Here is a 22,118-nt window from a genome sequence, read left to right as displayed (position 1 = left end):
TTGAGTAGGCCTCAAATCCCTTCGCCGGCGTTATCCGGATCAGGTTCGACGGGTATTTTCTCAGCCCATACGCTTCATCCTTCAAGCCGCATCTGCGTTAGCTTCGCGCGTTCACCCCAGTCACATAGTTATCTATGCTCCAGGGGATTCACCCGCTTGCTGCCTTGATGCAACTTGAATGATATTGCGTATGTTTATTAGCACCCCGTTGAGAACGGCGATAGTGTAATGATTTTGTTAGTTGACGCAAAGCATTCAGGGCTCCGGCGGGGCGAACCAGGCCGATTTAAAGTCAAACCAGCCGAGGGTGTTCATGCGCACGCCGCGCATACTGCGCTGGCCCTGAATCATCAGCCAGTGGTGGATCAGCGGGACAATATGCTGCTTCTCCAGCAGTTGCTGGCTCCAGGTCGCCGGGTTGAACTCCCCTGCGCGCCAGCGGTTGGCGTCTGCCTCCCAGTCGATGGGAATGCAGTGATGCATCAGCGGCACTTCATATAAATAGGCGAACAGGGAAAAATCGATCGGCAACGTGAAATTGACGCTGTTGAGCCAGATATCGCTCACCGTTTCGCCGCGATGCCAGTCATCGTACTCCAGCTCCTGAATGTTCAGCTTTACCTGGTGTTCCGCCAGCAGCGCCCGCATGATCCCGCCAATGACCCGATGTTCCACATGATCGCGGTAGTAGGTGAGGGTGACTGACTCGAGGCCGGCTGGTTTTTCACAGGCATGGCTGCGGGCGTGGTGCCAGCGCGGCAGCAGACCGTAGGCCGGAAACCAGTTGCCTTGATAGTGTTCGCCGGCGTGATACAGCAGGTTGGCGGGCTGGAACAGATAACTTAACCAGCGGCGCACGTCATCATTGCCGCCCAGCGGGCTGCGGCTATCAAAGAGCAGGTAATAGCACCCCTCTTCCAGGCGGCTCTCTACGGCTTTTTCGCTTTCGGTATTCCCCTGCAGGGTTAAACCGCCGTTGGGTTCTTCGCTAATTTCCGGCAGCACCCAGACGTTAACCTCATCGATCAGCGCCCGGTAGCCGAAATATTCTTCGAAGGCATGGATTTTCAACTGATTTTGATTATTGCGCGCGACCGCGTAAGGGCCGGTACCGATGGGCATACTGGAAAAATTATCCATCGTGCGCCATTCCTGCGGCAGCACCATTGCCGGGACCTGCCCTAACAGCCAGGGCAGCCAGCGGTCCGGCTGGCTGAGGTGAATATCCAGCGTCCAGGCGGTCGGCGAGACGATGCGCTCAATATGGGAAAATAGCGGCAGTTCGCTGCTGCGCTGTAGCGAAGAGATAACGTCGGCCATCTCCAGTTCTCTGCCATGATGAAAATGAATGCCGGGACGCAGGAAAAAGCGCCAGTGGTTAGGCGAAATTTGCTGCCAGTGGTGGGCGATATCGGCCTCCAGTTCCCCATTTTCCTCATTTACCCGCGTCAAAGCGCTAAAAATTTGCCGCGCGATATGGGTCTCCGAACGGCGCAACGCGCTGCCGGGCAGCAGATTTTTCATCGGCCGATAGTAGAGCACGCGCAGGATGTGGCGCCCCTGGCGGAAGCTGCGTCCCAGATGGGAGATCAACATTTGCCTGACCGCCGTTTTATCACCTACCAGTTGTACCAGCTGATCGATGCGATCCTGCTCCAGCAGATCTTCGGCGCGCTGCTGCTGTAGCGCCAGACCGGTATAAAGGAAGGTCAACCTGGAGCGCTTGCCACGCCCGGCTTCAGATTCCCACGCCAGCCAGCCGCGCGCTTCCATCAGATTGAGCAAGGTGCGCATATGGCGGCGCGAACAGCTGAGCATTTCCGCCAGTTCGTTGAGGGTGGTCTGCTGCGACCTGCCATCGCAGCATTGCCACAGGCGGATGAACTGTTGTTGCAGACGGCTGGAAGGCATAAAAGAGGAACTCCTGACGAAAACTCAGCAATTTATGAGTTCCTATATTAAGCCAATAATGAACCTCGATGAAGTAAGGAGATGAATATGACGAGGTCAACCACTAAGCAGTTCTATCAACGGTACTTTTCTGCGACGCAGGGCGCGTCCTGGCTGGCCCGCCAGTTAGCAGGAAGGCAGCAGAAAATGCTGGAGGAATTGATGCAGTGGGGAGTTACGTCGCCGACCTCCGATCGTTGACTTGCCGACATCATGTGTGACTGAGTATTGGTGTTATACTCGCCGTCTTTCAGGCTGCAAGCGCATTGGCTGCAACTCGAAATCCACAGAGTATAGAATCACCCGCCAGCAGATTGCTTCTGCTGGCTTTTTTCGTTTACTTCGCGTGTGTTAAGGATATTTCATGCTGTGGTTGATGACGATGGGGCGACGGTTAAACGGCGTCTACGCCGCCTTTATGCTGGTGGCTTTTATGATGGGCGTGGCCGGGGCGCTGCAGGCGCCGACGCTCAGTCTATTTCTTAGTCGTGAAGTCGGCGCGCAGCCGTTCTGGGTCGGCCTGTTTTATACGGTGAATGCGATTGCCGGTATCCTGGTGAGCCTGGCGCTGGCCAAACGATCCGATAGCCGCGGCGATCGTCGGCGGTTAATTATGTTCTGCTGCCTGATGGCGGTGGGTAACGCGCTGCTGTTCGCTTTCAACCGCCATTATCTGACGCTTATCACCTGTGGCGTGATGCTGGCGTCGGTCGCCAATGCGGCAATGCCGCAACTGTTTGCTCTTGCCCGCGAATACGCTGATAGCTCTGCTCGCGAAGTGGTGATGTTCAGCTCGGTGATGCGCGCCCAGCTGTCGCTGGCGTGGGTCATTGGCCCGCCGCTGGCTTTTATGCTGGCGTTAAATTATGGCTTTACGACCATGTTTTCCATCGCCGCCGGGATTTTTGTCATCAGCCTGGCGCTGATTGCCTTTAAGCTGCCTTCGGTGGCGCGAGTGACGCAACTGCGGGAAGGCAGCAGCCTGCCGGAACTGGAAGGCGGCTGGCGCGATAAAAACGTCCGCATGCTATTTATCGCCTCAACGCTGATGTGGACCTGCAACACCATGTATATCATCGATATGCCGTTGTGGATCAGTAGCGATCTTGGCCTGCCGGATAGCCTGGCGGGGATACTGATGGGCACGGCCGCCGGTCTTGAAATTCCGGCGATGATCCTGGCCGGCTACTACGTTAAGCGTTGGGGTAAACGCAAAATGATGGTGGCGGCAGTCGCCGCCGGCGTGTTGTTCTATGTGGGGCTGATTATGTTCCATGGCCGCACGGCGCTGCTGGCGCTGCAGCTATTCAACGCCATCTTTATTGGTATCATCGCGGGGATCGGCATGTTGTGGTTCCAGGACCTGATGCCGGGGCGCGCCGGGGCGGCGACCACGCTGTTTACCAACAGTATCTCCACCGGGGTTATTCTGGCCGGGGTGATTCAGGGGGCGCTGTCGCAAAGCTATGGTCACGCCAGCGTCTACTGGACAATCGCGGCGATTTCGCTGCTGACGCTGTTTTTGACCAGCCGGGTGAAAGATATTTAAGTCAATCTCCCGCGCCGGCCATGCTGGCCCGGCGCGGAGAGAGCGTTACTTCAGTACGATTCGCTTGATGTCGCCGATGATAAAGATGTAGGCAATCACCCCGATCAGGGCGGTCACTCCAACGTAAATGAGGGCGTAAAAGAAGTTACCGGTGGCTGATATAATCACGCCAATGATGAGTGGCGCGATAATTGATGCCAGGTTGGCGCAGAAATTAAATATACCGCCGGTCAACCCAGCCATATTATCCGGGGCAATATCAGATATTAACGTCCAGCCCAGACCAACCATTCCCTGACCAAAGAAAGCGATCGACATAATAATAATTACCGTCGAATTCGCGCTCACCCAATTGGCGGCGATAATGCAACTGGAAAGCAATAATCCAGAAATTATTGGAAGTTTTCGGCTTATATTGGCCGAACCCGTACGCTTAAGTAGCCTATCGGAAAGCCAGCCGCCGAAGATGATGCCAACCGCGGCGGCCAGGAATGGCCAGGTGGCGAAAAAGCCCACGTGAAGCCACGGCAAGTGGCGTTCGTTGGCCAGATAAGTCGGGAACCAGGTAAGGAAAAAGACCAGCGTAGTGTTACCAGCAAACTGCCCCAGACTGGCGCCGATAATTTGCCGACAGCAGAGTAATCGTTTGGCATCACGCCAGTTAAATGGAATGTTTTCACTCTTATTGGCAACCTGGTCGGCGCCAATATAATCCAGTTCTGCTTTATTTGCCGTTTTCGATTCATGCGGCTCATGATAAAAACGCCACCATACGAAGGTGAATAAAATTCCTAGCCCGCCGGTTAGAAAAAATAAGGTGCGCCAGCCATGATGTTCCAGGATTAAAAATAACAATGGCGAGAAGGCGGCTAACCCAATGTATTCGCCTACTGTATAGGTAGCGGTGGCTCTGGCCCGTTCATGCTGGGGGAACCATTTGCTGACGATGCGGCTATTGGCCGGAAAGCAGGGTGCCTCGCTGACGCCTAGCCCCAGACGCAGAAGGAGCAATGATTTCAGCCCCAGCGAGAAGCTTTGCAGCAGGGTAAACAGCGACCAAAAGAAGATGGACAGGGCGTAGGTCAATTTATTACCGAAACGGTCTAAAAACATGCCGCCAGGAATTTGCGCCAGCGCATAAGTCCAGGCAAAAGCGGAAAAAACAATGCCCATCATCGCCGGGTCGATATGGATTTCAGTGGTTAATTTTGGAGCAACGATTCCAAGAATGGTACGATCGAGATAATTAATCATCGTACCCAGCGATAAGAGCGATAAAATAAAAATACGCGTTCTGCTTCTTTTTAGCGCGCCGGGCGATGACGCCAGGCTACCCTGAGAGTCAGGTATACACATATAGATTTCCTTTAAAGTTTAAAATATTTTTGCATGTATTAATGCATGCAGAAATATTCTAATGATTCATAGACTGTGTCTATGAATGGCAATGCCTTGTTACGCACAAAAGAAAATATCAAATAATATTTGATGGGAATCTGATATTGGCTCGTTGTAGCGTATTATCCACCTGCCGCATGGTATATTAAGCGCAGTGATTTTATTCTTATATTATACGGACAAAAATAATGAACCTGAAGCAACTTTATTATTTTAAGCGATTGAGCGAGACGGAACATTACACCGAGGCAGCATCCAGCCTGTTCATCACTCAACCCTCGTTAAGCCACGCCATATCTGAGCTGGAGAAGGAGTTGGGTGTGGCGCTGTTCGCCAGAAAAGGCCGCAACGTCAAAATTACGCAAAGCGGTAAACGTTTTTTACCCTATGTGGAAGATGCGCTCGCTTCTTTAGAGAATGGGCGCCTGACGCTGCAAAACAATGATAGTGAAAAGAAAGAGAATATTCGTATCGCCTTTATTTATACGATGGGTGAATTTGTTGTTCCGCAGTTAATTAATAAATACACTAATTCACCATCCAGTCACAAGGTGACTTTTTCCTTCACGCAAGGCACTTCACTTTCGTTATTACAAGCATTAAAGGCAGGAAAAACCGATCTGGCGATTTGCTCATATATTGCCGATGAACCAGACATCGATTTTATTCCCATCATTCAGCAGGAGCTGGTGGTGGTGACGGCGAAAGATCACCCGCTTGCCCGATTGTATGAAAATGAGGTCGATTTGGTTGAGACGATTCACTATCCCTATATCTACTTCTCAGAAAACAGCGGTCTGCGGCCTTTTATTGATAATGTCTTCATGCAGCAAAAACTGGTGCCGGATATCGCCTGCTACGTCGATGAAGATACCGCGATGGCGGGGTTAGTTAGCATCGATTATGGCATTGCGATTATGCCGAGGATCTCCGCGCTGGCAAATTATAACGTGCACATTCTGAAAATAAAAAATGAGATTCCCCCTCGTTATATCTACCTGGCAACGATGAAGGAAAGGGTACTTTCCTCAGCGATTCAATCATTTAAAAACGTCATTATTAATGATAGCCAGAGAATCAACTGAGTAAGCGCCCGGAGACTGGCTCCGGGCGGCATGGTTATCAGGACAGTATGTCCATCAGCTCTCGCAGCTTTGCAATGGCAATCTGGCCCGGCGCGGAGGCCTGGCCGACGGTGCCAAAGGTCATCGCTGAACCGAACAAGCGACCGGTTACCCGGCTCACGCCGCCGGATTTGCCCATCGACATGGTGATCAGCGGGCGCGTCGCATATTTCTCTTTCATGGTCAGCGTGGCGGAAAGCAGAGTGAGTACGTCCTGAGGCGACTGCGGCATCACCGCGATCTTCGGCAGATCGGCACCCAGATCCTGCATTCGACGCAGGCGATAGATAATATCTTCCTGTGCCGGCGTTTTATGGAAATCATGGTTGCTCATGATCACTTTTACGCCGGCCTGATGGGCGTCGTTCACCAGCGCGCGAATTTGCGCTTCATCGTTAAACAGCTCGATGTCGATAACATCGGCGAATCCGCTTAGCGCCGCCTGGCGGTTAAGTTCAAAGTACGCTTCGTCACTGATTTCCGTTTCGCCGCCTTCTTTCTTACTGCGGAAGGTGAACAGCAGCGGCAGAGCTTTCAGCGTATGGCGGATTTCCGCCAGCGCGGCCAGCACCTGGGGGATTTCCCGGACGTGGGTAAAATGGTCAACGCGCCATTCGATAATATCAGCGCCGGCGTCAACCAGGCCCTGAGCATTAGTCAGCAGCTCATCCAGCGTTTTTCCGATCAGCGGTACGCAAACTAAGGTTTCGCCTTCCTTGAAGGTGATGTTCTTTACGGTTACTGCAGTTGTCATGTAGGTATCCATTATTGTTGTCGTTGAACCTCAGGCGGTGACGGTGGTGCGGGACATTCTTTGCGCCGCGCGCGCCTGAAGTTGACGATAGCCGATGTACAGGGCGATCACAAAGCCAATGACGGCGATCAGGAAATCAAACCACATAATGCTGGCAATGCTAATCTGCGAAAGCCTGGCGGTGATAAGCGGGATCGTGAAGCTCGCGATGCTGCCAGCGGTGTAGAAGATCCCCGTCGCCTTGCCCTTGCCATTCGGAAAGCTCATCGCCATGATGGTCGCTCCCAACTGCAGTACCCCGCCGGCAGCGGCAAAGCCGATGACGAAGGCGAAGCCGGTCACCATCACCGGTGTCGGGAACAGGCACACTAACAGCAGCGAGACCATCGACAGACAGGTATAGATGATCATGGCCACCGCTGAGCTGAACACCTCTTTGACAAAGGCGGCGGTCACGAAGACGCAGACCAGCGAACCGACGGTGTAGATGCTCAGCAGCTTGATCGCCGAGGCATAAGGCATGCCGACCACGAACTGACCATATTGCGCCAGCCATTGACTGACCAGGTAAAAGGTTGCCATGCCGATATAGCCGTACAGGGTAAAGACAACCATATCCAGTTTGTTGGCTTGCGGCTTAGCGGAAGCTTCTGTCTGCGCCGTTGGAGTCTCTTCCTTTTTGGCCGCCTGGCTGTCGGGGAACGGCATCTTGAGCAGATAAATTGCGCTCAGTACAAACAGAGCCGCCGCGATCACAAACGACCAACCGAACCACAGATTCGCCCATATCAGCAGGCTGATAATGAACGGCAGCAGGAACTGCCCTGCGGAAACGAAGGCTTTGATGAGTACGTTAGCGCGGCTGGCGGAGTGCGGGAACGACTCCATCAGCGCCGGATAGGTTCCGGAGTCGAGGAAGCTGTTCGCCAGACCGGCCATGATGCCAAACACGTAGGCCAGATAGATATTTTTGGTCAGCAGAATGCCGACGAAAAAGATCAGGTAGCTGAGGATCCCAAGATAGATAAAGGGCTTACGACCAAAGCGATCCGACAAAAAGCCGGTCACGATCGTCGCCAGCTTACCGATACCTAATGAGGAGATAACGATCGATACGCCAGCGGCGTCTGTTCCCCACTGTTCCTGAAGATGGGCCATGTTGAGGGTGATTAAAAGCACCCCCATGCCGTGGATCAGGTAGTTGAGATACAGCCCTGCCGCAGTAGGGATGTATTTGTTTTTCATCTCTTGCCTCTTAGAACAGAATGCTCTTGACGTAGTCAACCGGCATCTCTTTGCCCGTCCAAATTTCGAACGCGCGCGCGCCTTGCCACAGCATCATTCCCAGGCCGTTGAGGGTCCGGCAGCCTTTTTTCTCCGCCACTTCCAGCAGATGGGTTTTACGCGGGTTATAGACGACGTCGGAGACAATCAGGTCCGGGCGCAGGAAGCTGTCGTTTGGCAGCAGCATCTGGCCTTCGAATGGTTTCATACCGACGCCGGTGGCGTTGGTGAGGATCACGCTGCTGTCGATTTCGGCGTGCAGCTTGTCATGATCGTCGAGATCGAAGAGATGGATCTCGCAGTCGGTGTTGTCGCGGATCTTGGCGACGGTCTGCTCGGCATTGGCGAAGAACTTGTCTTTACGGTTGAAGATCGAGATGGCCTTCACGCCGTCGAGCGCGGCCTGTACGCTGATGGCGGTAGCCGCGCCGCCTGCGCCGAGGATGGTCATCTTCTTGCCAATGATATCGATACCGGCTTCTGACAGCGCGCGCATATAGCCGGTGCCGTCGGTAATGTGGCCGGTTAACACGCCATTATCGTTGACGACGGTATTGACCGCGCCGACCAGCTGCGCCGCCGGCGAAAGCTTGTCGAGATACTGGCAAATTTCGGTTTTATTCGGCATCGAGACGTTGTAACCACGCAGTTTTAGCGCGCGGAAACCCTGCACGACATCTTTTAGCTCCTGGTTATCGACCTCGAATGCCAGGTAGGCGTAATCGAGGCCAAGATGGGCAAAGGCTTCGTTGTGCATGGTCGGCGACATGCTGTGACGAATCGGGGTAGCGATTAGGCCAATCAGTTCGGTATGACCGGTAAGACGTTCTGCCATGATAAATATCCTCAATATGTTAAAAATGGAATCTGTTGCGCTTCGCGATTGCCGAGTACGCCCATGTCTTCGAGTATCTCCAGCACGTTGCGGCCTTCGCGCACGCCGTCGATAATTCTCCGGGCCGACAGGCTGTCGCCGATATTCATGGTTTTTACGTTGTTGGCGGCGGCCCACTGGGCGATATCGTCGAGACCTGCGCGGTTGGCGCGCATTCCCAGGCATACAAAGCCATAGTCGAAGGGAATGTCGAACGTGCCGTTGACGGTATTAACGGTGAAATGGTCTGGAGCGACGGCGGTTAATCGGGTCTGCATGTGTTGCTCCACCTGGTGTTCTTCCAGCATGGTCAACATCGCGTTTTTGGTAATAATGTCGAGGTCCTGTCCCGGCGCGTCCTGCATTTCAATCAGCACCGTCTCGGCGCCGCGCGCTGAGAAGTATTCAATGACGTCCAGGCCGACGGCGCCGCCGCCAACCACGACGATGCGTTTACCTGCGGCATCGGCAAAGGCGTCAAGGTGTTCAATCATGCCGGTTATTGAAAACAGGCGGCCACCTTCGGCGTCAATGTTCTCGCGCAGGCCTTCGATAGGCGGCAGCAGAGGAACCGAGCCGGTGGCGTTGACGATGAGCTGTGGATGCAGCGCGGCGACTGAAGCGACATCGGCGCGTTTACCGACCTGCAGCATCAGATTACTGAGCCCGGAAAGGCGGTTTTTCATAAACTGCGGGAAATCGGCGATGCGCTTTTTCTCCGGCAGCAGCGCAATGGTGCTGGCCAGTCCGCCGACGTGGCTTTTCTCTTCCAGCAGCCAGGTGTTACAGCCGACTTCCGCGGCGGTGCAGGCGGCTTCCATTCCTGCAGTGCCGGCGCCGATTACCACGACGTTGGTTTCGCGCGAAACACGCTGCTGCTTGTAAGCGTCGCCGTGGATGATGTCCGGGTTGATCGAGCAGCGCAGCGGACGAGAACGGGCGATGCGGTGATCCGCGCAGCCGATATTGCAGGAGATGCATTTACGCATCAGACGCTCATTGCCGCTTTGTACTTTGTGTACCCATTCAGGCTCGGCAATCAAACCACGACCAATGGCGATCAGATCGGCATCGCCGCTGGCGAGGATATCTTCGGCGATTTTTGGCGAACGAATGTTGCCGGCGATGACCGTCGGCTTATGGAATTTATCGCGTACCGCGCGAGAGAGGTAGCGCTTCCAGCCATCTTCCAGCGACATCTGGTCGATTTGTAAATTCAGGTTATCGTTCTGCGCGGCAGAGACGTTAATAATGTCGACCTTATCCTGGCACAGCTCGAGGATGCGCAGCGAATCTTCCAGCGTGTTGCCGCCCTTTAAGAAATCGTCGGCGCTGATGCGCAGGCTTATCGGGAAACGTGGTCCGACGCAGGCGCGAACCTTATCGATAATCAGGCTTAATATGCGGGTGCGGTTTTCGATACTGCCGCCGAATTCGTCGGTACGTTTATTAAATAGCGGCGACAAAAACTGGCTAATTAAATAGGAATGGCCGCCATGAATTTCTACGCAGTCAAAACCGGCGCGGCGTACGCGCTCAGCGGCGTCGCCAAATTTGTCTACCGCGTGATAAATTTCCTCGTGAGTCATTGGCCGCGGAATATTACCGTGCTTTTTCGACGGCGTGCTGGATGCCGAAAGCGGCGTCTGCCCATTCAGGCGATAAGCATAAGCCGAAGCGCCCGCGTGATTCAGCTGAATCGCTACGCAGGCGCCGTGTTTATGGAGGGTTTCGGTTAATTTAAACAGGCGCGGAATATATTGATCGTTATCGATACGTAACTGCGTCGTGCCATTGGAGGCGAAGGGAAAATCAATGCAGATATTTTCCACGGTAATGAGCCCGGTGCCGCCTTTCGCCCGCAGTTCGTAGTATTCAAGCTGCTCCTGCGAGACTTCGCCATTCAGAGTGGCCATATTGGTACCCATCGGCGGCATGATAATGCGATTTTTTATGGTCATCCCGTTGATGGTTAGCGGGCTGAATAGATGAGGATAGTGGCTCATTTAGGCTCTCCACAAGAACGGCAGGCGGCCCACGATGTGAGGCAGGCGACGTGACGTATCTAAAGTTAATATTTCTCTGTCAGGAAAGATAACGAGCCGGGGAGGGGAAAAATAATGCTTTTTTTTGTGCTGAGCTATAGGGGTTTTCTATGGAGTTAACTGTTAATTCACATATTAGGCGGTTTGTTTTAAATACTTCTGCTGATTATTTACTTGTCATTGTGGATATAAACAAAAATAGCCCGCTTACGCCGGTATAAATGCATGATAAAGGACGGGAAGAATAAATTTATCTATAAATTATACGTAGTCATGTGCGCCAGAGAGGAGCACAAAGAGAAAGCCCGGCTTGCTCGCCGGGCTTAAAGGTTAGTTCATAAAGGCGGGCTGTTGACGCTCGTAGGCGGAAATCGCCTCTTCATGCTGCAGCGTCAGGCCGATGCTATCCAGACCGTTGAGCATGCAGTGGCGGCGGAAGTCGTCGATTTTAAAGCTGTAGGTTTTATCCCCGGCTTTAACCACCTGCGCTTCAAGATCTACTTCAAAGCTAATGCCCGGGCTCGCCTGTACCAGCTTGAACAGCTCGTCCACCTGCTCATCGCTGAGCGTCACCGGCAGCAGTTGGTTATTAAAGCTGTTGCCGTAAAAGATATCGGCAAAGCTTGGCGCAATCACCACTTTGAAACCGTAATCGGTCAACGCCCACGGCGCGTGCTCGCGCGAGGAGCCGCAGCCGAAGTTTTCACGCGCCAGCAGGATAGACGCCCCTTTATATTGCGGGAAGTTCAGCACGAACTCCGGGTTCGGTTGCTGCCCCTGGTCGTCGAGGAAACGCCAGTCGTTAAACAGATGCGCGCCAAAGCCGGTACGCGTCACTTTCTGCAGGAACTGCTTAGGAATGATCGCATCGGTATCGACGTTTGCGGCATCCAGCGGAACCACCAGGCCAGTATGTTGGGTAAATTTCTCTGCCATGATGGTCTCCTTATTTCAAGTTACGGATATCGGCGAAATGGCCGGTCACCGCTGCCGCCGCGGCCATCGCCGGGCTGACTAAATGGGTGCGTCCACCGCGGCCTTGACGGCCTTCAAAGTTACGGTTGCTGGTAGAGGCGCAACGTTCGCCGGGATTCAGGCGGTCGTTGTTCATCGCCAGGCACATGGAGCAGCCCGGTAAGCGCCATTCAAAACCGGCGTCGATGAAAATCTTATCCAGACCTTCGGCTTCTGCCTGCGCTTTCACCGGGCCGGAACCGGGAACCACCAGCGCCTGTACGCCCGGCGCCACTTTACGCCCTTTGGCGATTTCCGCCGCCGCGCGTAAATCTTCGATTCGCGAGTTAGTGCAGGAACCGATAAAGACTTTATCGATCGCGACCTCGGTCAACGGTACGCCGGATTTCAGCCCCATATAGGCCAGCGCTTTCTCGGCGCTGGCGCGTTCGACCGGATCGCTGAACGATGCCGGATCCGGGATAATATCGGTGACCGAGATGACCTGGCCTGGATTGGTGCCCCAGGTAACCTGCGGCGCAATCTCTTCCGCCTGCAGCGTGACTACGGTATCGAAGGTGGCCTCATCGTCGGTTTTCAGCGTTTTCCAGTATTCCACCGCGTCGGCGAAATCCTGGCCCTTCGGCGCGTGCAGGCGACCCTGCACGTAATTGAAGGTCGTCTCGTCCGGCGCGACCAGACCCGCTTTGGCGCCCATTTCGATTGCCATATTGCACAGAGTCATACGGCCTTCCATGCTCAGGTCGCGAATGGCTTCGCCGCAGAATTCGACCACGTGACCGGTACCGCCGGCGCTACCGGTTTTGCCGATGATCGCCAGCACAATGTCTTTGGCGGTAATGCCCGGCGCCGCTTTGCCACGAACTTCGATTTTCATGGTCTTCGCGCGACCCTGTTTCAGGGTCTGGGTCGCCAATACGTGTTCCACTTCGGAGGTGCCGATACCGAACGCCAGCGCGCCGAATGCGCCGTGGGTCGCGGTATGGGAATCGCCGCACACGATGGTCATCCCCGGCAGGGTGACGCCCTGTTCCGGGCCCATGACGTGTACGATGCCCTGGAACGGGTGATTTAAGTCATACAGCTCAACGCCAAACTCTTTGCAGTTCTTAATCAGCTCCTGCATCTGAATACGGGCCATTTCGCCGGAGGCGTTGATATCTTTGGTCTGCGTTGAGACGTTGTGATCCATGGTGGCGAACGTTTTGCCCGGCTGGCGCACCGGACGACCGTGCGCGCGCAGGCCGTCAAACGCCTGCGGAGAGGTGACTTCGTGCACCAGATGGCGGTCAATATACAGCAGCGGGGTTTCGTTCTGCGCTTCGTATACCACATGCGCATCAAACAATTTTTCGTATAACGTCTTCGCCATGATTACACCCCTTCCGCGACATAGCGGGCAATGATATCGCCCATTTCATCTGTACTGACCGCCGCCGTACCGCGCGCTAAGTCGCCGGTACGAATGCCTTCTTCTAACGCGCGGTTGATAGCGCGTTCAATGGCGCTCGCCGCGTCGCCGGCATCCAGGCTATAGCGCAGCAGCAGCGCCAGCGACAGGATTTGCGCAATCGGGTTGGCGATATTTTTGCCCGCGATGTCCGGCGCCGAGCCGCCCGCTGGTTCATACAGGCCAAAACCTTGCTCGTTGAGGCTGGCGGACGGCAACATGCCCATAGAGCCGGTGATCATCGCGCACTCGTCGGACAGGATGTCGCCAAACAGGTTCGAGCACAGCAGGACGTCGAACTGCGACGGATCTTTGATAAGCTGCATGGTGGCATTATCGATATACATATGCGCCAGCTCGACATCCGGATACTCTTTGCCAATCTCGTTGACGATTTCGCGCCACAAGATAGAAGACTGCAGGACGTTGGCTTTATCGATTGACGTCACTTTATGACGACGCTTGCGCGCTGATTCAAAGGCAATACGCGCGATACGCTCGATTTCAAAGCGGTGGTATACCTCAGTATCGAAAGCTTTTTCATGCTGGCCGCTGCCTTCGCGGCCCTTCGGCTGACCAAAGTAGATGCCGCCGGTCAGTTCGCGCACGCACAGAATGTCGAAGCCGTTGGCGGCGATATCGGCGCGCAGCGGGCAGAACGCTTCCAGCCCCTGATACAGTTTAGCCGGGCGCAGGTTGCTGAATAATTTGAAGTGCTTACGCAGCGGCAGCAGCGCGCCGCGTTCTGGCTGTTCGGCCGGCGGCAGATGTTCCCACTTCGGACCGCCGACGGAACCGAACAGAATCGCGTCTGCCTGCTCGCAGCCATCAACGGTGGCTTGCGGCAGCGGCATGCCCTGACGGTCGATGGCGATGCCGCCAACGTCGTACTGGCTGGTGGTGATACGCATTGAAAAACGGTTACGAACGGCTTCCAGTACTTTCATCGCCTGGTTCATCACTTCCGGGCCAATTCCATCACCCGGCAAAACGGCAATATGATAATTCTTCGACATTACACGGTTTCCTTGTTGTTTTCTTTATTCTGAGCTTGGCGTTGCAATTCTTTTTCGACTTCGGCGGCGCGCCAGATGTTGTTCAGCACGTGTACCATCGCTTTTGCTGACGATTCGACGATATCGGTCGCCAGGCCGACGCCGTGGAAGCGGCGACCGTTGTATTCCACGACGATATCAACCTGACCCAGCGCATCTTTGCCGTGACCTTTGGCGCTTAAGCCATACTTCACTAAGTCGATGTTGTAGTCCGTCACGCGGTTAATAGCCTGGTAGATAGCGTCAACCGGGCCGTTGCCGTTGGCGGCTTCGGTTTTGATGTCATCACCGCAGGCCAGCTTGATAGAGGCGGTAGCGATATCGCTCGAGCCAGACTGGACGCTGAAGTAGTCGAGACGGAAATGCTCTGGCTCTTCCTGCTGCTTATTGATGAACGCCAGCGCTTCCAGGTCGTAGTCGAAGACCTGGCCTTTTTTATCCGCCAGCTTCAGGAACGCGTCATACAGATGATCCAGGTTGTAGTCGCTCTCTTTATAGCCCATCTCTTCCATACGGTGTTTCACCGCCGCGCGACCGGAGCGTGAAGTCAGGTTCAGCTGTACCTGGTTCAGGCCGATGGATTCCGGGGTCATGATTTCGTAGTTTTCGCGGTTCTTCAGCACGCCATCCTGATGAATACCGGAAGAGTGGGCGAAGGCGCCGGTGCCGACGATGGCTTTGTTAGCCGGGATAGGCATATTGCAGATTTGGCTGACGGTCTGGCTGGTACGCCAGATTTCGTGGTGATTGATGTTGGTGTGCACGTTCATAATGTCTTTGCGCACTTTGATCGCCATGATCACCTCTTCCAGCGCGCAGTTACCGGCGCGTTCGCCGATACCGTTCATCGCGCCTTCTACCTGACGCGCGCCAGCGTGGACGGCGGCGAGGGCGTTACCGACGGCGATGCCTAAATCATCATGGGTGTGGACTGAAATAATCGCTTTATCAATGTTTGGTACGCGTTCATACAGACCGCTGATGATGTTGGCGTATTCGAAAGGCATGGTGTAGCCGACGGTATCCGGGATATTAATGGTCGTGGCGCCGGCGCGGATAGCCGCTTCGACGACGCGAGCCAGATCGTCGATCGGCGTACGACCTGCGTCTTCACAGGAAAATTCGACGTCATCGGTATAGTTACGTGCGCGTTTCACCATGTAAATAGCGCGCTCAATGACTTCATCCAGCGTACTGCGCAACTTGGTGGCGATATGCATCGGAGACGTTGCGATGAAGGTGTGGATGCGGAACGCTTCGGCCACTTTTAAGGATTCCGCCGCCACGTCGATATCTTTCTCAACGCAGCGAGCCAGCGCGCACACGCGGCTATTTTTGATAGTGCGCGCGATGGTCTGCACCGATTCAAAATCGCCTGGGGAAGAAACCGGGAAACCGACTTCCATCACATCGACGCCCATACGTTCGAGGGCCATGGCTATCTGCAGCTTCTCTTTCACGCTCAGGCTGGCCTGTAACGCTTGTTCCCCATCACGTAAGGTCGTATCGAAAATAATGACTTGCTGGCTCATGGTTTAGATCCTTAATCTGTTGCCTGGCGCCTTGCTTCGAGCATAAAAAAACCCGCGCAATGGCGCGGGTTTAGTGTCTTGCTGGAAGATGACTTAACGCTGAACGTCGCCCAACAGCCTACCGCGCACAATGGATGCGTTTAGTAGTAGTAGGCTGGTGAAACGAGTGGTGCGAATCATGCGTCATACTCCAGTTGAAATCGATATGCTTTTAGAGTTACTGGATAGCGGTTTTGATGTCAACCCCAGGCAAGATAAAAACTGTTTTTCACCAGCCTGGTGAATTAGCTAATTGTGCTGGATTATCCCTTGTTTTACCGACGATCCTATTTGAGACATTCATCTGCCCCTGGAAAAATAAAACAATTAGAAAAATTTTTTATCATAAAGGGGATGAAAAATATGAGAGAGGGTTCCATTGTTATCTTAATGAAAGATAAGAGATTAATGGTATTCTCATCGCTGATTTTGAGGGGTTTAGACAAAAGGAAGGATAACAAAGTGTTAATTAATCGCAGGGATAAACTAGATAGTTAATTGATACTTAAATTGTAATTAACTAATAGTGGTGTTGTTTATTCCTGTGATCTATGGGTACACTTTATATCATCAAGTAAATGATATGTTTTAGGCGGGTTCCGGTGATGTCCTGTGAGGTTTTTCGTCGCTACTCATAACCTTGATATATTCCTAAAATTCCATTTTGCCCTTTTGCAGATTTAATATGCATGATAAATGATATTGTCTTAATTAATTACTGCACTTTGGTAAAAGGAATTTAGCGTGACGGTGGAGTTAGATATGTTAATTGAAAATACTGAATATAAATCAGCCCCGGGACAGGAAGTCGTTAAACCACAACTGCGGATGGTGGATCTCAACCTGCTGACCGTGTTTGATGCGGTGATGCAGGAACAAAATATTACCCGTGCGGCCCATACTCTCGGGATGTCCCAACCGGCGGTGAGTAACGCGGTCTCTCGCCTTAAGGTGATGTTTAATGATGAACTGTTTGTTCGCTATGGGCGCGGCATTCAGCCAACGGCGCGGGCCTATCAGCTGTTCGGCTCGGTACGCCAGGCATTGCAACTGGTGCAAAATGAGCTGCCGGGTTCCGGCTTTGAACCACTGAGCAGCGAGCGCGTATTTAACCTCTGCGTTTGTAGCCCATTGGATAATTACTTAACCTCGCTAATATTTAATAAAGTTGGTGAAATCGCGCCAAATATTCATCTGGTCTTTAAATCAGCGCTACATCAAAACACCGAACATCAGCTGCGTTATCAGGAAATTGAATTTGTTATCGGCTATGAAGAGTTCCGTCGTCCGGAATTCGCCTGCATACCTTTATTCAAAGATGAAATGGTTCTGGTTGCCAGCCGTAAACATCCGCGTATTTCCGGGCCGTTAACGGAAGCGGATATTTATCAGGAAGAGCACGCGGTCGTCGCATTGGATCGTTATGCTTCATTTAGCCAGCCGTGGTATGACTCCGTGGATAAACAATCCTGCATTGCCTATCAGGGTAATGCCATGGTTAGCGTATTAAACGTGGTTTCGCAAACCCACATGGTGGCGATAGCGCCACGCTGGTTAGCCAATGAATTCGCGGATAAATTAGACCTGCAGATATTACCGCTGCCGCTGAAGGTAAATAGCCGCACCTGCTTCCTTTCATGGCACGAAGCGGCCGGTCGTGATAAAGGCCATCAATGGATGGAAGAGTTACTGGCGAATATCTGCCAGCGCTAATTGTCCTCATCCACAAAGGGGAGCGTAAGTTCCAGCTTATCTGAGTAAACATTAAAAAAGCAGAATATTATTCTGTTTATCACCGCGGGTTCTCGCAACCCGACGGTGAAAAATGGATGATTTTCTGCCGTAAGCCATTTTCCCCGAGTATTGGCTTTCTCATTTTTCTATTCCTGAAGCAATCCTCCATATATTTCTCCATATGCTTTCTTTTCTGCTTTTGAGACCCGCTCCAGGCGCCGCCAGGCGAATTGCCTGCCTGTTGGCGAGCAGTTATGGTAATGCACAGCAAGTTGTTCACTTCAATGCGCTGCCGATGGCGGCGCATCATACGACGCGCGCGGAAAATGACTTCCGCCGTCGTGAAAACAAAAAGCCTGGAGGCAAACCATGGAGATGTTGTCAGGAGCCGAGATGGTCGTCCAATCGCTTGTCGATCAGGGCGTCAAGCAAGTATTCGGCTATCCCGGAGGCGCGGTCCTCGATATCTACGATGCATTACATACCCTCGGCGGCATAGACCATGTGCTGGTGCGCCATGAGCAGGCGGCGGTGCATATGGCTGACGGGCTGGCGCGCGCGACCGGCGAAGTCGGGGTGGTGTTGGTGACCTCCGGCCCGGGAGCGACTAACGCTATTACCGGTATCGCAACGGCTTACATGGATTCTATTCCGCTGGTTATTCTTTCCGGGCAGGTCGCCACCTCGCTGATTGGCTACGATGCCTTCCAGGAGTGCGATATGGTCGGTATCTCGCGCCCGGTGGTCAAACACAGCTTCCTGGTGAAACAGACTGAAGATATTCCCGGCATTTTAAAGAAAGCGTTCTGGCTGGCGGCTAGCGGCCGACCGGGGCCGGTAGTGGTCGATTTGCCGAAGGATATTCTTAATCCGGCGAAAAAGCTGCCTTACGTTTGGCCGGATGCGGTCAGCATGCGTTCTTACAACCCGACAACCAGCGGGCATAAAGGTCAGATCAAACGTGCGTTGCAAACGCTGGTGGCGGCGAAAAAACCGGTCGTATACGTCGGTGGCGGGGCGATCAATTCGCAGTGCGAAGCACAGCTGCGTACCTTGGTCGAAAAGTTGAAGTTACCGGTTGTCTCTTCATTAATGGGCTTAGGCGCTTTTCCGGCGACTCATCAGCAGGCGCTTGGCATGCTGGGGATGCACGGCACCTATGAAGCCAACATGACCATGCATCATTCCGACGTTATTTTTGCAGTCGGCGTACGCTTTGACGATCGCACCACCAACAATTTGGCTAAGTATTGCCCGAACGCCACGGTGCTGCATATTGATATCGATCCTACGTCGATCTCCAAGACCGTCCCTGCGGATGTGCCGATCGTTGGCGACGCGCGGCAGGTGCTCGACCAGATGTTTGATCTGCTTGAGCAGGAAGAGAGCCAGCAGCCGCTGGATGAGATCCGCGACTGGTGGCAGCAGATCGAACAGTGGCGTTCCCGTCATTGTCTGCAATACGACACGCAAAGCGGCAAGATTAAACCACAGGCGGTAATCGAGGCTATCTGGCGCCTGACCAACGGTGATGCTTACGTGACCTCCGACGTTGGCCAGCATCAAATGTTCGCCGCGCTCTATTATCCATTCGATAAACCAAGACGTTGGATTAATTCCGGCGGCCTCGGCACGATGGGCTTTGGCCTGCCTGCGGCGCTGGGCGTGAAGATGGCGCTACCGCAAGAAACCGTCATCTGCGTGACCGGAGACGGCAGCATCCAGATGAACATTCAGGAGCTTTCCACCGCCCTGCAGTATGAACTACCTGTGCTGGTGTTGAACCTGAATAACCGTTACCTCGGGATGGTGAAGCAGTGGCAGGATATGCTCTATTCCGGCCGCCATTCGCAGTCCTACATGGAATCGCTGCCGGACTTCGTGCGCGTCGCCGAGGCGTATGGCCACGTCGGTATTCGCATCAGCGAGCCGCAAGAGCTGGAAGCTAAACTGGCGGAAGCGCTGGAGCAGGTGCGTAATAACCGTCTGGTGTTCGTTGATGTTACGGTTGATGGTAGCGAGCATGTTTACCCCATGCAGATCCGCGGCGGCGGCATGGACGAAATGTGGTTGAGCAAAACGGAGAGAACCTGATTATGCGCCGGATATTATCTGTATTACTGGAGAACGAATCGGGGGCATTATCCCGGGTGATCGGCCTCTTTTCGCAGCGCGGCTACAATATTGAAAGCCTGACGGTAGCGCCAACCGACGATCCGACGCTGTCCCGCATGACCATCCAGACGGTGGGCGACGAGAAAGCGATTGAGCAGATCGAAAAGCAGTTACATAAGCTGGTGGATGTGCTGCGGGTCAGCGAACTGGGCCAGGGCTCCCACGTCGAGCGTGAAATCATGCTGGTTAAAGTGCAGGCCAGCGGTTATGGCCGTGAAGAGGTGAAACGCAACACCGAGATATTTCGCGGGCAGATTATTGATGTGACGCCTTCTATCTATACCGTGCAGCTGGCAGGAACCAGCGATAAGCTGGATGCCTTCCTGGCCTCCTTGCGCGACGTCGCGCGCATTGTTGAAGTGGCGCGCTCCGGTGTCGTCGGCCTGTCGCGTGGCGATAAAATTATGCGCTAAACGCTGAAAAAATGACGTAAAAATAGCCCGACACAAACTGTCGGGTTATTTTTTTGCGAATTCCGTAGGAACTGTGGACGAAAGCGGTTGCCGCGCTAACTATTCTGCGTTTAGATGTTATAAAAATGGATCTCTATACTCTAATGAGTATATCTATTTAATGGTTGTTTTTTGTACTTCTTACCCAAGGGGCAATTGTGAAACTGGATGAAATCGCCCGGCTGGCCGGTGTTTCAAGAACCACCGCGAGCTATGTGATTAATGGCAAAGCGAAGCAGTATCGCGTCAGCGATAAAACGGTCGAGAAGGTGATGGCGGTGGTGCGCGAGCATAACTACCACCCGAATGCGGTCGCTGCTGGCCTGCGCGCAGGACGCACGCGTTCAATTGGTCTGGTAATCCCGGATCTCGAAAATACCAGTTATACCCGTATTGCGAACTACCTGGAGCGTCAGGCGCGTCAGCGCGGCTACCAGTTGCTGATCGCCTGCTCGGAAGATCAGCCGGACAACGAAATGCGCTGCATTGAGCATCTGTTGCAGCGTCAGGTGGACGCGATTATTGTATCGACTTCGCTGCCGCCGGAGCACCCGTTTTATCAGCGCTGGGCGAACGATCCCTTCCCAATTGTCGCGCTTGACCGCGCGCTCGATCGTGAACACTTTACCAGCGTCGTCGGTGCGGACCAGGACGACGCCGAAATGCTCGCTGCCGAGCTGCGCAAATTCCCCGGCGACAATGTGCTGTATCTGGGAGCGCTGCCGGAACTGTCGGTGAGTTTCCTGCGTGAGCAGGGGTTCCGTTCGGCGTGGAAGGATGATCCGCGGGAAGTGAACTTCCTGTATGCCAACAGCTACGAACGCGAAGCTGCGGCCCATCTTTTCGAGAAATGGCTGGAAACGCATCCGATGCCGCAACTGCTGTTCACCACCTCTTTCCCGCTGCTGCAGGGAGTGATGGACGTCACGCTGCGCCGTGAAGGCAAACTGCCATCCGAACTCGCCATCGCCACCTTCGGCGATAACGAACTGCTCGATTTCCTGCAGTGTCCGGTGCTGGCGGTCGCGCAGCGTCACCGCGACGTTGCCGAGCGTGTTTTAGAGATTGTACTGGCAAGCCTGGATGAACCGCGTAAGCCAAAACCAGGCTTAAGCCGTATTCGTCGTAACCTTTATCATCGCGGAAGTTTGAATCGCCGCTGATCCATTAGCGAAAAAAGGTTAAGATTCTTCGTAGGTTATTCGCCAGATGGATTAGCATCTGGCGATATTCCATACAATTTACGTAGAGATTCGTAAATCTATTCGCTTTCAGACAAATCCCTAAACTTCTTTACGCCTTATTTTGTTTTATTCCTGAGAAAGATTTTTTTGTATCCAAATGGTGCAAGAAAATGCGCAATACCCTTTGTTAGTATTATTTTGTTACATTCATCGGAATAATTGCTGAATTAACAATCGCTTTATCCTACCTTCATCGCATCTGAGAGCGTCAGGCCGCGGCACAAGTGCTTCTCCGTCCACAACAGGCACTGTTAACGGACATCAGAATGGCCTAAAATGCCGCTCGCGTCGCAAACTGACACTTTATATTTTCCCGCTGAAGATATTTTGTCGCTTTTAACTGTTACGAGTTTGTTGGTTATTTTCTTACACGTATTCATAACGTTAATTTGCCTCGTTTGTTGGTGATTTATTCATCAGGGCTAATATCGGCTGTAAATAATGGGTTTTTGCGCTCCGTTGGCATTAGTGCTGGCTTGACAAG

General features: G+C 53.3%; 18 protein-coding genes. 7 read left to right on the top strand and 11 right to left on the bottom strand.

Features of this window, described 5'->3' with window-relative positions; translation table 11 throughout:
• Positions 1-255: 255 nt before the first annotated feature.
• On the bottom strand, positions 256-1,911 hold the full coding sequence (gene sgrR / locus ABLV78_RS21165) for an HTH-type transcriptional regulator SgrR (RefSeq protein WP_047042714.1): 1,656 nt from the start codon (positions 1,909-1,911) through the stop codon (positions 256-258).
• Between the two features lie 87 nt (positions 1,912-1,998).
• Between sgrR and sgrT the strand changes: the two genes are divergently transcribed.
• The gene (gene sgrT, locus ABLV78_RS21160; RefSeq protein ID WP_015704385.1) at positions 1,999-2,151 is read left to right on the top strand and encodes a glucose uptake inhibitor SgrT; all 153 of its coding nucleotides are present in this window, start codon (positions 1,999-2,001) and stop codon (positions 2,149-2,151) included.
• Between the two features lie 163 nt (positions 2,152-2,314).
• Positions 2,315-3,499, top strand: coding sequence for a sugar efflux transporter (locus tag ABLV78_RS21155; protein WP_047042711.1), 1,185 nt, complete (start codon positions 2,315-2,317; stop codon positions 3,497-3,499).
• Positions 3,500-3,544: 45 nt separating this feature from the next.
• Here ABLV78_RS21155 and ABLV78_RS21150 read toward each other — a convergent pair whose 3' ends face one another.
• Entirely contained in the window at positions 3,545-4,855 is a 1,311-nt protein-coding gene (locus ABLV78_RS21150) for an MFS transporter (RefSeq protein WP_047042710.1), read from the bottom strand.
• A 230-nt stretch (positions 4,856-5,085) separates the two neighbouring features.
• Between ABLV78_RS21150 and ABLV78_RS21145 the strand changes: the two genes are divergently transcribed.
• Entirely contained in the window at positions 5,086-5,982 is an 897-nt protein-coding gene (locus ABLV78_RS21145) for a LysR family transcriptional regulator (RefSeq protein WP_045389984.1), read from the top strand.
• Between the two features lie 37 nt (positions 5,983-6,019).
• On the opposite strand, the gene aroD is transcribed toward ABLV78_RS21145, so the two are convergent.
• The 9 genes from aroD to leuL all read right to left on the bottom strand — a co-directional run bounded on the left by aroD (position 6,020) and on the right by leuL (position 16,170).
• Positions 6,020-6,775: a type I 3-dehydroquinate dehydratase gene (aroD, locus tag ABLV78_RS21140; RefSeq protein WP_047042706.1), complete on the bottom strand. Its 756-nt coding sequence runs from the start codon at positions 6,773-6,775 to the stop codon at positions 6,020-6,022.
• A 30-nt stretch (positions 6,776-6,805) separates the two neighbouring features.
• Positions 6,806-8,020 carry an MFS transporter gene (locus tag ABLV78_RS21135; RefSeq protein ID WP_047042703.1) on the bottom strand — a complete coding sequence of 405 codons (1,215 nt, stop codon included), beginning with the start codon at positions 8,018-8,020 and terminating at the stop codon, positions 6,806-6,808.
• 10 nt (positions 8,021-8,030) lie between these two features.
• Positions 8,031-8,894 carry a shikimate dehydrogenase gene (locus ABLV78_RS21130; protein WP_047042700.1) on the bottom strand — a complete coding sequence of 288 codons (864 nt, stop codon included), beginning with the start codon at positions 8,892-8,894 and terminating at the stop codon, positions 8,031-8,033.
• Positions 8,895-8,905: 11 nt separating this feature from the next.
• Positions 8,906-10,939 carry an oxidoreductase gene (locus ABLV78_RS21125; protein ID WP_047042697.1) on the bottom strand — a complete coding sequence of 678 codons (2,034 nt, stop codon included), beginning with the start codon at positions 10,937-10,939 and terminating at the stop codon, positions 8,906-8,908.
• A gap of 369 nt (positions 10,940-11,308) precedes the next feature.
• Positions 11,309-11,914 carry a 3-isopropylmalate dehydratase small subunit gene (gene leuD, locus ABLV78_RS21120; protein WP_045389996.1) on the bottom strand — a complete coding sequence of 202 codons (606 nt, stop codon included), beginning with the start codon at positions 11,912-11,914 and terminating at the stop codon, positions 11,309-11,311.
• Positions 11,915-11,924: 10 nt separating this feature from the next.
• Positions 11,925-13,325, bottom strand: coding sequence for a 3-isopropylmalate dehydratase large subunit (gene leuC, locus ABLV78_RS21115; RefSeq protein ID WP_045389997.1), 1,401 nt, complete (start codon positions 13,323-13,325; stop codon positions 11,925-11,927).
• 2 nt (positions 13,326-13,327) lie between these two features.
• Complete coding sequence (gene leuB / locus ABLV78_RS21110) at positions 13,328-14,419, bottom strand: 3-isopropylmalate dehydrogenase (protein ID WP_015368262.1); 1,092 nt, start codon at positions 14,417-14,419, stop codon at positions 13,328-13,330.
• Positions 14,419-15,990, bottom strand: coding sequence for a 2-isopropylmalate synthase (gene leuA, locus ABLV78_RS21105; protein WP_015368261.1), 1,572 nt, complete (start codon positions 15,988-15,990; stop codon positions 14,419-14,421). Before leuA ends, leuB begins: the two co-directional genes overlap by 1 nt.
• Before the next feature lie 93 nt (positions 15,991-16,083).
• Entirely contained in the window at positions 16,084-16,170 is an 87-nt protein-coding gene (leuL, locus tag ABLV78_RS21100) for a leu operon leader peptide (RefSeq protein WP_020079614.1), read from the bottom strand.
• A gap of 603 nt (positions 16,171-16,773) precedes the next feature.
• Between leuL and leuO the strand changes: the two genes are divergently transcribed.
• The 4 genes from leuO to cra all read left to right on the top strand — a co-directional run bounded on the left by leuO (position 16,774) and on the right by cra (position 21,553).
• Positions 16,774-17,742, top strand: coding sequence for a transcriptional regulator LeuO (gene leuO, locus ABLV78_RS21095; RefSeq protein WP_015368259.1), 969 nt, complete (start codon positions 16,774-16,776; stop codon positions 17,740-17,742).
• Between the two features lie 390 nt (positions 17,743-18,132).
• Positions 18,133-19,857, top strand: a complete 1,725-nt coding sequence (ilvI, locus tag ABLV78_RS21090) for an acetolactate synthase 3 large subunit (RefSeq protein WP_032706640.1) — start codon at positions 18,133-18,135, stop codon at positions 19,855-19,857.
• 2 nt (positions 19,858-19,859) lie between these two features.
• Positions 19,860-20,351 carry an acetolactate synthase small subunit gene (gene ilvN, locus ABLV78_RS21085; RefSeq protein WP_015368257.1) on the top strand — a complete coding sequence of 164 codons (492 nt, stop codon included), beginning with the start codon at positions 19,860-19,862 and terminating at the stop codon, positions 20,349-20,351.
• A gap of 197 nt (positions 20,352-20,548) precedes the next feature.
• The gene (gene cra / locus ABLV78_RS21080) at positions 20,549-21,553 is read left to right on the top strand and encodes a catabolite repressor/activator (protein ID WP_045390003.1); all 1,005 of its coding nucleotides are present in this window, start codon (positions 20,549-20,551) and stop codon (positions 21,551-21,553) included.
• Positions 21,554-22,118: the final 565 nt, after the last annotated feature.

Source organism: Klebsiella sp. CN_Kp075 (assembly GCF_040065055.2).
Taxonomy (GTDB): Bacteria; Pseudomonadota; Gammaproteobacteria; order Enterobacterales; family Enterobacteriaceae; genus Klebsiella; species Klebsiella aerogenes.
Note: the sequence above shows the minus strand (reverse complement) of the source record. Positions and strands in the feature narration are given on the sequence as shown.